Genomic DNA, 13,036 nt, shown 5'->3' with positions numbered 1-13,036 from the left:
GGAGGTCGTGGAGAGTGCGGAGCAGCACCCGGTTCAGCCTCCGACACGGTGTGCAAGGTGGAGCAGATCTGCCAGGTGCAGCACCCGTCCGTCGAAGCCTGGGGGGGGACATGGAGCGGCTGGGTCCAGCGGGCGGGGATTGAATCCAGCCCGTAGTACGCTCCCGCGAGGCCTCCGGTCACCGCGGCGACGGTGTCCGTGTCACCGCCGAGGTCGATCGCCGCGCGTATCGCGTCTTCGAAGCTGGTGGTGGTGCGCAAGGCCCAGACGGCTGAGCCCAGGCAGGGCCAGACGGCGCCGTTGAACTCGGTCGCCTGATCGGGGTGCCGGTCGGGCGCGAGGACGGTGGCGTAGCGGCCGCGGTGGTCGGGGTGACAAGGGCCAGGATGTCCGGGAGCGCGGCGAGGGGGTCGGTGTCCTCGAATGTGAGGCGGATGAGTTCGTGGAAGATCGCGGTGCCCTCCCAGGCCGCGCGGTCGCCGTGGGTGAGGGCGGCGATGCGGTGGGCCGCATCCATGGTGGCTTCCTGGCCAGCGGGTGCGAAGTGAACCGCGGAGGTAGATGTCCGCATCAAGGATCCGTTTCCCGCTGCTCGTTGGCGGCCTGGTCCGCAGGCTGCGGGATCACCGCACGGATCCCGCGCCGACGCAGATGACGGCGGATCGCCCGGGACGAATACGCCTTGTCGGCCAGAACCACATCCGGCGTGACTCTGGGGCAGCCGGTCCGTCGGGTAAGCGGGTCATGACCTGCTCGAATGCGGGTGCGTCACCGGCCTGGCCCGGCGTGAGCACGAAGGCCAGCGCTCGGCAGCGGCCGTCGGCGGCGAGGTGGATCTTGGTTTTCAGGCCGCCGCGTGAGCGGTTGGGCGGGACGCCTCCCACCACCTGCCCCACTCAATCTCAGCAGCGCAGGTCATCTCTCTGGCCTGTTGCATCTCTACCATGTCCACCTCCCTGGTGACCTGCACGTCTTCACAGCGGGTGACAGCTGCAGCAACAGGACAAAGTTGAGAAAGAAACGGCGTCATGTCGGCGCCGCGGCGGGAGTGCAGCAGGACGCGGCGTCGGCGTAGCGGGCGAGATGGGCGCGGTAGCCGTCCCACTTCGGTTCCGCGGCCCAGCCGGGCGGCAGGGCGGCGTCGGCGGTCGGGGCGGCCAGTATGGGCTGGGGCAGGTGCCACGTCACCGGAGATCTCTTCCACCAGAGGCTGCGGCGTTCGGGTGTACTCCGGGACGGTCCGGCAAATGCCGTGGCTGGCGGCACCCGACGGCACCGCAGACGGGCAGGTGATTGTGAAGTGCGCCCCCGGCCACCCTCCCGCCGCTGGGCAAAGCGTGGTGATGCCCGCCCGGGTCGGCTCGGTGCCGGGGAGACCTTGCGCCTGCGGCCCGGGCGCGATGTCGACGAGACCACGACCTCGATGGCTCACCGCATGCTCATAAGCGCTTTTACGGCCGGGCTCCTCCGGGCATCGGGAAGCAAGGGCGCGACGCCATGGGATTTGCCTGGGCAGCCGGAGGCCGGCAGCGACTCCTTGAGTGCATCGCTCACCGGGACAGCTCGCCAACGTGATGCGTCAGCGCATGCTCGCCGCATCGAGCAGGGTGGTCACCGTGGGAGTGACCAGCCCTGTCGGCATGTCGGCTTTGATTCCTGCGCGGGCGCTGGCGCCGTCGAAGACCAGGATCAACTGTCGGGCCAGCAGATCCGGGTCGCTCGCGCCTCCCCGTTCGGCCTCGGCACGGAAGAAGCCTGTCAGGTTCTCCTTGACTTGGCGGGCCACCCGGCTCGCAGGGTGGCCCTGGTCTTTGAGCTCGATCTGCACAACCAGGTACCGGCAGCCCTGGAAGTCGGGCGCACCCGCCTGTGACGCCAACTGGTCGAAAACGTGCAGGATGCGCTGGCGGGGTGAACGGTTGTCGTCCGCCGGAGGCAGGAGCGTCGTCACGTAGGCGGAGGCGCGTTCCTCCAGGCTTGCCGCCAGCAGTTCGTCCTTGCTTTCGAAAAGCTGGTACATGGAACGCTTCGACACCCCGGCCGCCTTGCACAGCGCGTCGACGCCGATGCCGACACCGTCTCGGTAGGTGAGCATGGCCGCTGCCTCTAGCAGCCGCTCTCGGGGACTTGACTTCGCCTCGGTGGTCATATTGCGAGGTTAACTCGAATCCGGCCAACTGGAAACCGATCGGTTTACGGTGCTTGCCGGGGGGACCTCCGGCGCCGCCCATGCTCGTGGTCCATCCCCGTGAGGCCGACCGTGACCGCGATGACCGGCGCGCCCGCGAGCTTCGGAAGTTCAGACCACGCTGCGTGTGTGCCCGGTATCAGCGATGATCAGTTTACTGAGGACGGATCGCGCCCGTAGAAGTACGCAGATCCCGGAGAAGCCCTGCCTACCTTCGCTGACTTGTGCCTCGAGAACACCGGTCAACGCAGGTGACAGAGCGTTTCTCACTGTCTGCTCGTTGTGATCCACCGTGTTTCCGCGGTGGATTCAGACTCAGTGGGCGATCACCGGCTCGCCCTCTGACGGCGCCAGAGCCGCGTTCGGTATCAGGAACGCTGCGAGCGCAGCGCCGACCACGAAGAATCCGGCACCCCACGCCAGGGTGGCGGTGTAGCCCTCGACTCCGGCCTGCGCCACCGTCAGGGCGCCAGGCCTGTGTGAGGACAGGTAGCCGGTCGCGGCCGATGAGGCAACGGTGGTCAGCAGTGCCGTGCTGATCGAGCCACCCACCTGCTGGCCGGTGTTGATCAGCGCCGAGGCGACGCCCGAATCCTCGTGATGTATGCCAGCGGTCGCGCCCTGGAACGCGGTGGTCATCACTCCGCCGAGGCCGAGCCCCAGCAGGATCATGCCGGGCATGATGTGTGCGACGTAGGTGCTGTCCAGCCTGAGCTGAGTCAGCAGGGCCATACCGGATGCGGCGACCAGGAAGCCGGCGCTGATCACGATCTTCGGGCCGACCCTGGGCAGCAGCAGCGAAGGAGCCGTGGTCGCCGCAGTGACGATTCCCCCGACCATCGGCAGGAACGCCAGACCGGCCTTGATCGGCGAGTAACCGATGCTGGCCTCAAGGTAGTAGGTCAGGAACAGGAAGATCGAGAACATTCCCATGCCTATGACGAACACGGCCAGGAACGAACCACCGCGCGTCCGGTCCAGCACGAGTCGCAGCGGCAGCAGGGGATGCGCGACCCTGCTCTCCAGCCACACGAACACCGCGAGCAGCACCGCGCCCGCGATCATGGAGCCGAGGGTGACCGGGTCGGTCCAACTGGTGGATTCGACATGCGCGAACCCGTAGACGATGGCGAACAGCGCAGCGCTCACCACGATCGTGCCCGGAATATCGAGTTTGGGCCGCTCGGTGACCGCCTGCCCGGCCAACAGCAGCACCGCACCGACCAGAGCGAAGGCCGCGAAGACGACGTTCACGTACATCACCCAGCGCCACGACATCCATTCCGTGAGCATGCCGCCGAGCAGGAGCCCGACCGCGCCGCCCGCACCGGACAAGGCACTGAAGATGCCGAACGCCTTCGCCCTCTCGGCCGGTTCGGTGAACGTCACACTGACCAGTGAGAGTGCCGCGGGCGCGAGCAGTGCGGCGAAGAGACCTTGGGCCACGCGTGCCGCGACGAGAATGTCGAAACTGCCCGCCGCGCCGCCGACGACGGATGCGCCCGCGAAACCGATCAGGCCGAGCAGGAAGGTGGTGCGTCGGCCGAACAGGTCACCGAGCCGGCCGCCGAGCAGCAGCAGGCTGCCGAACGCCAGGGCGTAGCCCGTGATGACCCACTGCCGGCTGCCGTCGCTGAAGCCGAGGTCATGTTGCGCCGCGGGCAGCGCGATGTTTACGACGGTTGCATCGAGCGTGACCATGAGCTGCGCCGTGCCCAGCACGACAAGCACCCACCAGCGCGCGGCATGTGAGCCGCGACGGCCCGAGTCTGTTTTCCCGGAGGCGGGCGCCTCACGGTCGAAGGTGGCAGTCATCTTTTCCCTTTATCGCTGGTCATAGGCCGTACACCGACCGGAAACCGATCTGTTTCCTGCCTAGGAAAACAGATCGGTTTCCATGACGCAAGTGAACGGGCTGGCCTCTGGTCTGCGAGTGGCCCGACAATGCCGACGCCCGCGTCGGCCGCCGCCCTCAACTCGCGACCTGGTGCTCGACGTCGCCGCGTAACCGGTCTGCTGACAGGACGTCCATATCGGCGTCGACACGCCGTACCGCGCTGCCGGGGTGTCAAAGCGCTCGGCGCACCAGCTGCTCGGCGCCGGCAGCGGACCATCGCCCCCTCGCCCCGGCCGCAGTCCAGGTCGCCCTGGGAAAACCGACCGCACCACATCAGCGATCTCGCTGGCCCCTGAGGGCGTTCGAGAGCTTCCAACCGTTCGAAGGCATGCAGTCAACGGCCGCCGGACCCAAGCCGGTGCTCAGGTTCTCTGCGGCCGGTGCCACGATCCGCGACCTGAAAATGGCCGTACCCGTCGGCCCGCAGGTCCAGCACATCGACGGCGCCCGGCTCGACGGCCACGCTGCGAGGCGACCGCATCACCATGGACGTCGAGAGCCTGACGGGCACTCTCCGGCGCCGAGGGAATTTCTCCTGCTTCCCGTCCTCCGCCTCCATCGCGCCCCCGGCGCCGTTCCGGAGTGGCTCTTCGGCACGGACTCGGCCTCAACTCCAACTCGGCCTGGACGGCGCCGGAATCGACCATGCCGGACAGGCGGGTGGGCGGCTCACCGTCCCAGGGATCCACGGATACGGAACGGCACCCTGAAGCGGGCCCTGCGCGACTGGTTCCCTCGATGGACTTGCACCCGGAAACCGATCGGTTTACCGTGATGGAAACCGATCGGTTTCCGATTCTTGCAGAGGCAGCCATGACCGCTTTGAAGGGCGCCGCAGTCTTCGTCACCGGTGGCAGCCGGGGCATCGGCAAGGCGCTGGTGGAAGAGCTCTACGCACGCGGTGCCGGGAAGGTCTACGCCACGGCCCGCGACCCGCGCAGCGTGACGCACCCCGACGCGGTCCTGGTGGCGCTGGAGGTCACCGACCCGGCCTCCGTGGCGGCGGCCGCCGCACAGGCGGAAGACGTCAGCGCCGTCACCGGACTGCGCATGGGATACGTGGACACGGACCTGGCAGCCGGCGTCGACGCGCCCAAGTCCGACCCGCGTGACATCGCCGCCTTCTCCCTCGACGGCATCGAGACGCGCGTACGACGTGCTCGGCGACGACATCACACGGCAGGTCAAGGCGGGCCTGGCCGGAGACCTGGCCGGGCAGTACCCCAGCTGGCCAAACAGGACAAGGAGACACAGAGAGATGCCCAGTCAGGAATCACGTCCCACGATTCACATCGCCGGGACCACCAGTCACATCATCGCCCCGCGCGTGGGACACAGCCGCGAGGGGACGCTGCGCTACCTCAAGGCGGGCAGCGGGGCGCCCCTGGTCCTGCTGCACACCGTGCGTACCCAGGCCGAGCACTTCCGCCTGCTCATCCCGTTGATCGCGGACCAGTACACCGTGTACGCCCTCGATCTGCCGGGGATGGGCTACTCCGAGATCGTGCCCGGGGCGTCGTATGACGAGCCGGCCATGCGCACGGGCGTCGAGCGGCTCCTCACCGAACTCGACCTCCACGACGTGACGTTGGTCGGGGAGTCCATGGGCGCGGTGCTTGCCCTGACCACCGCGGCCGATCTGCCGGAACGGGTGCGGCGCGTCGTCGCGGTCAATACGTACGACTTCCGCGGCGGGATCGCCCGCTCCAGCTTCCTCGCCCGCGTGGTGATCAGCGGCGTCCTCGCGCCCGGCGTGGGCCCGGTGATCGCCGGGGTGGAGCCCAAGTCTGCCCTCAGCAAGATCCTTCAGGGCGGCCTCGGCGACAAGAGCGCGCTGCGCGAGGACTACGTGGACGAGCTGCTCCAGGTGGGCGGTCGCCCCGGCTACCCCACCGTCGCCCGGGGCGTGTACCAGGCCCTGCCCAGTCTCATCGCGGCCCGCTCGCGCTACCCCGAGGTCAAGGCCCCCGTCCACCTCGTCTACGGCGAGAAGGACTGGTCCCGGTACTCGGACCGGGAGGCCAACAAGCAACTGCTGCCGGCCGCCGGCTTCACGCAGGTGCCGAAGGCCGGCCACTTCATCGCCCTGGAACGGCCCGACGTGGTGGCGGACCTGCTGAACGCGGTGGCGTAAGCGTCCCGAGACGGCCGTGGTCCCTCCTGATCGGGGGCGTCGCGCGGGTGGAGATCCGATCAACCATGTCTCGCGAAGGCGTCGTGGCAGGCAAAGGAGCAGCACCTGACGGAGACCCAGATCGAGTTCGACGTACCCACGGAGATGTGTGACGGCACGGTGCTGCGCGCGGACGTCTGCCAAGCACCTCGTGGAGCCTGGTCGGCCAGCATCGCCTTCCGGGCCGGGCACGGCATCTCTCTCGGGTCCTCGATCCGGCAGCGCCGCTTCGACGGTCAGGCGGTGACTGTGGGCTCGCCGTCGGGGACTGTCACGGCCCAGGCGGCCATGGTGTCGAGGACGGCGCGTAGTCCTTCGCCGAGGGGCGTGAGCCGGTACTCGACCCGCGGAGGGATCTCCGCGTAGGCGGTGCGGGTGACGATGCCGTGCCTCTCGAACTGGCGGAGCCGGCTGGTCAGGGTGTGCGGGCTGATGCCGGGAAGGGCGTCGCGCAGCTGTGTGAAGCGGTGGGGCCCGTGCAGGAGTTCGCGCACGATGAGGGTGGCCCACGGCCCGTCGAGCAGCGTGATGAACCGGGCGACGCCGCACTCGGGGAGGCTGGATTCGGCGGACATTTTTCGATGGTAGCCCATTAGTGCAGTTGATGTAACCGGTGCAACATATGCACTAATGGCTCCATGACCTACATGATTCATGGCGCCACCGGCGCCCAGGGAGCCCCTGTCGTCGCAGCCCTCACCGCCGCGGGCAAGCCGGTGACCGCACTGACCCGTAATGCGGGCACTGTCGTGGACGGTGCGCGCGTGCTGGCCGTCGACTACTCCTCCACCGCGGACCTGACCGGTGCCTACCGTGGCGCCGAGGGGGTGTTCGTCCATCTGCCGGTAGCCCCGGAGGAGGAGCGCCTGGCCTTCGCGCGCAACATCGTGGCCGCCGTCCGCGAGGCCCGTCCCGCCCGCGTGGTGGCCTCCACCAGCGGCGGCCTCGTGAGCACCGACGGCGACAAGGGGCGGGGCGACTCGACCGAGAGCGCCGTCTCGGTGCTTGCCGCCGGGCTGGCGGACAGCGGTGTCTCCCACGCGGTGATAGAGCCCCGGTTCTACTTGGAGAACCTGCTGCTGCCGAACGTGATCGCGAGTGTCCGCGAGGAGGGCGTGCTGCGCTACTCGCTGCCCAGCGGCTTCCGCGCCTCGTGGGCCTCACACCTGGACATCGCCGACGCCGTCACAGTGTTGTTCGAACGCAGGAATGTCACCGGTGCGGTCTCCGTCGGGCAGTACCCGGCGATCAGCGGAGAGGATCTGGCCGAGGCGTTCAGCACCCGGCTCGGACGGACCGTGACCTACGAAGCGACCGACCCCCACATCTTCTTCGCGCCGCTCGCACCCATGCTGGGCGAGGAGGCCACCACCGCCATCGCCGACATGTACCGGGCGGTCGGCACGCAGCCGGACCACTCGATCACAGCCGAGCGCTCAGCCCAGAAGCTCCTCGGCATGACTCCCCGGACGGCGAGCCAGTGGCTGGCCGGCCTCGATCTCTGACGACCTCCTGCTGGAGGGGCTCAGCGCCGGGCACAGCGCATCCGGACAAGAAGAGGTGCGCCTCCCGGGCTCGTCTCCGACCGGGCGCCCGATCCTCACCCGGACGACGTCGGCAGGATCACGCGGGACACCGCGCCGCTGTCGTGGCGGACGGTGTGCAGGCAAGGCCTCAACTCGTTTCCGGTACCGGGTAGTTCACTGGTCCCTCGTTGCATGCGTACCGCGGATGACAGGCGTCGGCGATCAGCAGACGCATCTGGTGTCCGGCCTTGACCTCGTGCGCGCAGGAGTTCAGCCGCACGCGAGCGGCGGCGGCCGCCGAAGCCCCGGAGCGCCTGAGGCCGCCGAGGCCGGCGCCGCGCGGACTGCACCGGACCGAGGCACCGGGCAGTCCGGCGAGCGGCTCACCGGGCTCGGCGATCACCACCGCAGCGGTGTCACCGCCGCGCGGCCCCGGCAGCACTACGGCACGGAGCACGTCGACCAGGCGCCGCAGGCACCCCGGCCGGCGTCGGAGCCGGGAACATCGTGAGGCATGCGCTCACACTAGGCGCAGCCGCCAGCGGCGGAAGTCCGCAGCCCGGCCCGGCCCGACGAGGCGACCGACGCGGACACCCCGCCTCACCTCGCGCCTGCCGGCCGCTGACCGCCGGCCGGACACCCGCGCGCAGGCATGCCCGCGCGCGGCCTGCATCAATGGGTCGATCTGTGCGGGGGAGATATGCCGGCCCCACTGCCCACCGGGGGGATGGGGGGTGGGGCCGGCGTGCGCTCGAACGGCCGGGGGACGGCGCAGCGTCGAACTCTGATTTGCCTGCTGCCCCCGGTCGGGAGGTGTATGCACGCTTACGGCGCTTCTTGTGCGGCGGCGCCCGGATGGCCAGGCCGGCGCAGTTGGTTCATGCGGTGTGCAGGAGCCAGCGTTGAAGCGTGGCGTTGATGGCGGCGGGCAAGGCGCTGAGTTCGTCGATGGCGTCGCGGTCCTCGGGGCGTGGCGGGATGCCGGCTGTGGTCAGCGCTGCGTGGCACACCCTGGCCACCTGCGATTGGGTCAAGAAGGGCCTGCCACTCTGCCTGATCGGCGACTCCGGCACCGGCAAGGCCCACCTGCTGATCGCGCTCGGCACCGAGGCCGCCATGGCCGGCTTCCGGGTCCGCTACATACTCGCCACCAAGCTGGTCGAGGCGGCGGACGAGAAGGTCCTGACCAAGACCATCGCCCGCTACGGACGCGCCGATCTCCTCTGCATAGACGAACTCGGCTACGCGAGGACCTCTCCATCGCGCAGGAGCCGGTCGGCAAACGCATCACGGTCCGCATCGCCCTGACCGACACACCTAGTGCTGGATTCCTCATTGGATGTACACATACCGGCGCCGAAATAGGCGAGTGGGTGGTGCCGGTCTGCCCCATACCCAGGGCTGGGCTCGGGTGTTGAGCTGGGATGTTGCGAGGAGGGTGGCGTGTTCGATCTCGGCTGGTCTCGCGAAGGACTGGCCTGCGAGGGCGGCCTTGCGGAAGATGCGCCACCAGCCCTCCTGGAGGTTGAGCCAGCAGGCGCCGACGGGGATGAAGACGTGCCGGATTCTGGGGTGGTCCTCCAGCCAGGTCCGAGTGGAAAGGCTGTTGTGCGAGGACAGGTTGTCGGTGACGACGTAGATGTCCCCGGTGGGATTGGCTGCCTCGACCATCTGAAGAAACTGCTGGTAGTAGGCACTGTTGCGGGATGGTGCGGTCATGGTGATCTCGTGTCCGTCCCGTACTCGCAGTGCGCCGTAGACCCAGGTCTTCTCTGGTCCGCGACCGTAATCGACTTCGGACTTGATGCGGTGGCCGTCCGGCGACCAGCCCGGCGCCGGGGGGAACGTGCGGGGGATCACCGGTCCAAGCTCGTCGGCGCAGACGACCGTCGCGCCCTCGGGCGGGCAGGTGTAGAGCTCGATGATCCTGGTCCTTTTCCCTCGAAGTCCGCGTCTCTCGAGCGGGTCCATGACCGGGTGCGGCGCCAGCGCACCCCCTCGGCCAGCAGGATCCGTCGGACCTGACTGCGGCCGACCCCAATGCCCAGCCTCCTGGCCTCGGCGGCCAGCGCGTCCAGGGTCCACTCCGGCGGTCCGGACTCATCCTCCGCAGCCAGCTCGCCGTCGGCCTGCACAGTCAGCCGGCCCGGCGCCGGCTGCTTGACCAGGCCGATGATCCTGGAGCGTTCCGACTCGGTGATCCGCCGCTTGCGGCCCTGCCCGCCCAGATCCTCCAGCCCGTCCAGACCCAAGCGGTTGAAGCGGTGCAACCAGCGGCGGACCGTCTTGGGACTGCACCCCAACTCGTCCGCGATGGCCGGCACCCGCGGCCCGGCCCAGCTCAACTCGACCATCCGCGCCCGCAGCACCAGATCACGCGGCGCCTTACGCGCTCGCGACAGCCGACGCACGGCCCGTTGCTCGTTCTCGTCACGGCTCGGCCGTGCCCGTAACACCACCGTCCAGCACCCGCCCCGAGTACTCGACTTACCCCGCCACCAGGACTTGTACCCAGGGAATGAGGAATCCAGCACTAGTAGGGCTTGGTCAGGTCCGTATCGGTGTGGGTATGTCGCGGTGGCAGGTGGGGCAGGCGCCAGCCCAGGCGGCGAGAAGTGTCTGGAGTTCTCGGACGACTTGGTAGAGGCTCAGACCTGCGCCGCGTCTTTTGGGTCTCGTGCCAGTCGTTGCAGGGTGCAGAAGGCGTGGGCGGCCGAGACGAGGGTGACGTGGTGGTGCCAGCCGCCCCAGGTGCGGCCTTCGAAGTGGGCCAGGCCCAGGGCCTGTTTCATCTCGCGGTAGTCGTGTTCGATGCGCCAGCGGAGCTTGACCAGCCGGACCAGGGTCGCCAGCGGCATGCCGGAGGGCAGGCTGGAGAGCCAGAACTGCACGGGTTCGGGTTCGGTGGCCGGCCATTCGGCCAGCAGCCAGCGTTCGGGCAGTTCAGGACCGTCGGCGGCCTGGCGGACGCCGCGTCCGGCCGGGCGGATGCGCAGAGCCACGAACCGCGAGTGCATGCGTTTGACGCCGCTGATTCCTCTGCCCGGGCGGGAGCCTTCTCGCCAGGACACCGGCCTCGCGGCCGTCCTCCCGGCCGCGACGACCAGGTCTTTCACGGTCTGTGCAGGCTCGGGATACTGCATTCGCGGTGGCCGGCCGGTGCCCGCATAGGCGGGCTGGACCGGCCGGGCGTCGGCCGGATGGGCGGTGTGGCGGGAGGAAATGCCCACCGCATAGGGCAGGTCGCGTTCTTCCAGACCGTGGCGGAAGGCGGCGGCGTCCCCGTATCCGGCGTCCGCGACGACCAGGGGGATGTCGATGCCCCACGAGCGGGTCTCGTCGATCATGTCCAGGGCCAGCTGCCACTTCTCGACGTGGCCCACCCGGTCGGGGATGCCGCAGCGACTGCGGCGGGCGACCTTGTCCGCATCCGCTTCCGCAGAGACCGGATCCCAGGACGCGGGCATGAACAGCCGCCAGTTCACCGCCGCCGAGGCATGATCCCGGGCCAGGTGCAGCGACACCCCCACCTGGCATTTGGTGACCTTGCCCGCGGTGCCGGTGTACTGCCGCGACACACACGCCGAGGCGTCCCCGTCCTTCAAGAAGCCGGTGTCGTCGACGATCAATGCCTCCGCCCCGATCGCCTCGTGCATCCGCCAGGCCAGCCGGGCCCGCACATGCGCCGGATCCCACGGGCTGGAGGTGATGAAGTGCGCCAGCGCCTGACGGTTACCGTCCTCACCCAGTCGGGCCGCCATCGGCTCCACCGACTTGCGCCGCCCGTCCAAAAGCAATCCGCGCACATACGCCTGCCCCCACCGCCGCTGATCCGCACGGAAGAACCCGTCGAACAACTCCGCCGCGAACGCCTCCAGGTCCTCCCGGACCCCGGCCATCTCCTCAGGTGTCACACCACCTCAACGACCCTCACGGACCAGCGGACACGCCACCCACGAGTGAAGCTGACCAAGCCCTACTAGTGCAGCCGTCGCGAACTGTAGGAGCTGAACTTCTCCAGGCTTGCCATGGCGCCGATCTCCGGAGGTATCCGGACCAGGTTGCTTCCGTACAGCACAAGGGTCCGCACCGCCGTCAGCCGCTCTGTCGACGACGGCAGCGTCACGATCTGCCGCCGCTCCTCAGGGCTCAGCTCCGCCGGTGGGCGGAACTCCTCCCGCCCGTCGGCCGCCGCCTCTTCGATCAGTTCCATCAGCCGGACCCAGCCCGGAGTCCTGGTGTCCTGGATCTCGGCGTGGAAGGGCGTCGCCGCGCCGGACGGACTCACCCGGACCTGGCTGAAGCAGAACTGGGAGATTCTCCGCGACTGCCGACTCAAGGGAGACTGCGTCCACCACTCAGTACTCGTCATCGCCCCGACTCCACAATCTCGCTCTCACGGCTTCCGCGCAGGACGGCCCCGGCAGGCGCGGTAAATGGAGAAGCAGCTACTGGAGGCCGTGGGCTACGGTGCCGTGATGTGGCGAGTCCAGGAGATGACCGAGGCCGACATCGACGCGGTCTCCGCGCTACGGGTGCGAGGCTGGCAAGCCGCGTACGCCGGTATCGTCCCGCAACCGTACTTGGACGGCATGACCGTCGAGGACGATGCCCGTGAACGCAGAGCCTGGTTCCAGCGATCGCCAGGCGGGGTGCTGAACCTGGTCGCCATCGACGACCACGAGGGCACAGTGGGCTGGGCGTGTCTGGGACCCTGCCGAGACGACCTACCTCCGGGAACCGGCGAGGTGTACGCCCTCTACATCCGACCCGATCTCACCGGCAACGGCATCGGCACCCTCATGATCAACGCGCTGCACTCCCACGCCACCGACCAACGGTTCAACACAGTGATGCTCTGGGTACTCCAGGACAACCTACGCGCCCGCCGCTTCTACGAATCACTCGGCTACACCACGGACGGAGCCACCCAAAGCGACACCTACGGCGACACGGTGCTCTCCGAACTGCGTTACCAACGAAACCTGCTCTGAGACTGCGTTTGAGATCCACGTCGATCGTGGGTGGAGAGATGTTCTGGCCTCTCCTGGTGAGCGATGCGCGGGTCCCCTTTGTCGGCGACGCCGAGGCGTACAAGCAGCGCAACGCAGTCGAGCGATGCATCAGCCGGCTCAAGCAGTGGCGGGGTCTGGCCATGCGAACGGACAAGCTCGCCATTGTCTACCGGGCAGCGCTCCACTTCGCTGCCATCCTCATCTGGGCCCGGGCGTAGGGGCGTCGGGCCGCATATT

Annotated in this window: 12 protein-coding genes and 5 pseudogenes; 6 read left to right on the top strand and 11 right to left on the bottom strand. The window is 68.6% G+C overall.

The window, feature by feature from the left end:
* Positions 1 to 33: 33 nt before the first annotated feature.
* From OHU34_RS01115 to OHU34_RS01095, 5 genes and pseudogenes are all read right to left on the bottom strand, one after another.
* Positions 34 to 598 (bottom strand): annotated as a pseudogene (locus OHU34_RS01115) (ADP-ribosylglycohydrolase family protein); the annotation flags it as partial.
* Positions 586 to 863, bottom strand: a pseudogene (locus OHU34_RS01110) (transposase); the annotation flags it as partial. The pseudogenes OHU34_RS01110 and OHU34_RS01115, both read right to left, overlap by 13 nt.
* A 163-nt stretch (positions 864 to 1,026) precedes the next feature.
* Entirely contained in the window at positions 1,027 to 1,188 is a 162-nt protein-coding gene (locus OHU34_RS01105) for a hypothetical protein (protein ID WP_160160099.1), read from the bottom strand.
* Positions 1,189 to 1,579: 391 nt separating this feature from the next.
* Positions 1,580 to 2,149: a TetR/AcrR family transcriptional regulator gene (locus tag OHU34_RS01100; protein WP_142270851.1), complete on the bottom strand. Its 570-nt coding sequence runs from the start codon at positions 2,147 to 2,149 to the stop codon at positions 1,580 to 1,582.
* A 354-nt stretch (positions 2,150 to 2,503) separates the two neighbouring features.
* Positions 2,504 to 4,003: an MFS transporter gene (locus OHU34_RS01095; RefSeq protein WP_142270850.1), complete on the bottom strand. Its 1,500-nt coding sequence runs from the start codon at positions 4,001 to 4,003 to the stop codon at positions 2,504 to 2,506.
* 895 nt (positions 4,004 to 4,898) lie between these two features.
* Here OHU34_RS01095 and OHU34_RS01090 point away from each other — a divergent pair.
* A pseudogene (locus OHU34_RS01090) lies at positions 4,899 to 5,307 on the top strand (SDR family NAD(P)-dependent oxidoreductase); the annotation flags it as partial.
* A 36-nt stretch (positions 5,308 to 5,343) separates the two neighbouring features.
* On the top strand, positions 5,344 to 6,219 hold the full coding sequence (locus OHU34_RS01085; RefSeq protein WP_405772110.1) for an alpha/beta fold hydrolase: 876 nt from the start codon (positions 5,344 to 5,346) through the stop codon (positions 6,217 to 6,219).
* 275 nt (positions 6,220 to 6,494) lie between these two features.
* On the opposite strand, the gene OHU34_RS01080 is transcribed toward OHU34_RS01085, so the two are convergent.
* Positions 6,495 to 6,833, bottom strand: coding sequence for a helix-turn-helix domain-containing protein (locus OHU34_RS01080; RefSeq protein WP_142270849.1), 339 nt, complete (start codon positions 6,831 to 6,833; stop codon positions 6,495 to 6,497).
* Between the two features lie 63 nt (positions 6,834 to 6,896).
* On the opposite strand from OHU34_RS01080, the gene OHU34_RS01075 reads away from it, so the two are divergent.
* Positions 6,897 to 7,763, top strand: a complete 867-nt coding sequence (locus OHU34_RS01075) for an SDR family oxidoreductase (RefSeq protein WP_142270848.1) — start codon at positions 6,897 to 6,899, stop codon at positions 7,761 to 7,763.
* A 169-nt stretch (positions 7,764 to 7,932) separates the two neighbouring features.
* Here the strand turns inward: OHU34_RS01075 and OHU34_RS01070 are convergent, their stop codons facing one another.
* Entirely contained in the window at positions 7,933 to 8,241 is a 309-nt protein-coding gene (locus OHU34_RS01070) for a hypothetical protein (RefSeq protein ID WP_405764120.1), read from the bottom strand.
* A 539-nt stretch (positions 8,242 to 8,780) separates the two neighbouring features.
* Between OHU34_RS01070 and OHU34_RS01065 the strand changes: the two are divergent.
* A pseudogene (locus OHU34_RS01065) lies at positions 8,781 to 9,029 on the top strand (ATP-binding protein); the annotation flags it as partial.
* Between the two features lie 87 nt (positions 9,030 to 9,116).
* Here the strand turns inward: OHU34_RS01065 and OHU34_RS01060 are convergent.
* The 4 genes from OHU34_RS01060 to OHU34_RS01045 all read right to left on the bottom strand — a co-directional run bounded on the left by OHU34_RS01060 (position 9,117) and on the right by OHU34_RS01045 (position 12,156).
* A complete protein-coding gene (locus OHU34_RS01060) occupies positions 9,117 to 9,755 on the bottom strand; it encodes an IS630 family transposase (protein WP_142270182.1) in 639 nt (212 codons plus the stop codon).
* The gene (locus OHU34_RS01055; RefSeq protein WP_235034776.1) at positions 9,641 to 10,195 is read right to left on the bottom strand and encodes a helix-turn-helix domain-containing protein; all 555 of its coding nucleotides are present in this window, start codon (positions 10,193 to 10,195) and stop codon (positions 9,641 to 9,643) included. Before OHU34_RS01055 ends, OHU34_RS01060 begins: the two co-directional genes overlap by 115 nt.
* Positions 10,196 to 10,432: 237 nt before the next feature.
* Positions 10,433 to 11,683: an IS701 family transposase gene (locus tag OHU34_RS01050; protein WP_405772108.1), complete on the bottom strand. Its 1,251-nt coding sequence runs from the start codon at positions 11,681 to 11,683 to the stop codon at positions 10,433 to 10,435.
* 80 nt (positions 11,684 to 11,763) lie between these two features.
* Positions 11,764 to 12,156 carry a hypothetical protein gene (locus OHU34_RS01045; RefSeq protein WP_405772553.1) on the bottom strand — a complete coding sequence of 131 codons (393 nt, stop codon included), beginning with the start codon at positions 12,154 to 12,156 and terminating at the stop codon, positions 11,764 to 11,766.
* A 64-nt stretch (positions 12,157 to 12,220) separates the two neighbouring features.
* Here OHU34_RS01045 and OHU34_RS01040 point away from each other — a divergent pair, with 64 nt between their 5' ends.
* Both OHU34_RS01040 and OHU34_RS01035 read left to right on the top strand, forming a co-directional pair.
* A complete protein-coding gene (locus OHU34_RS01040) occupies positions 12,221 to 12,778 on the top strand; it encodes a GNAT family N-acetyltransferase (RefSeq protein WP_405764117.1) in 558 nt (185 codons plus the stop codon).
* Positions 12,779 to 12,864: 86 nt separating this feature from the next.
* Positions 12,865 to 13,017, top strand: a pseudogene (locus OHU34_RS01035) (IS5/IS1182 family transposase); the annotation flags it as partial.
* Between the last annotated feature and the right edge of the window lie 19 nt (positions 13,018 to 13,036).

It is taken from the genome of Streptomyces sp. NBC_00080 (genome assembly GCF_045041255.1).
GTDB classification, from domain to species: Bacteria; Actinomycetota; Actinomycetes; order Streptomycetales; family Streptomycetaceae; genus Streptomyces; species Streptomyces coriariae.
This window is presented reverse-complemented; position numbering and strand designations above follow the sequence as displayed.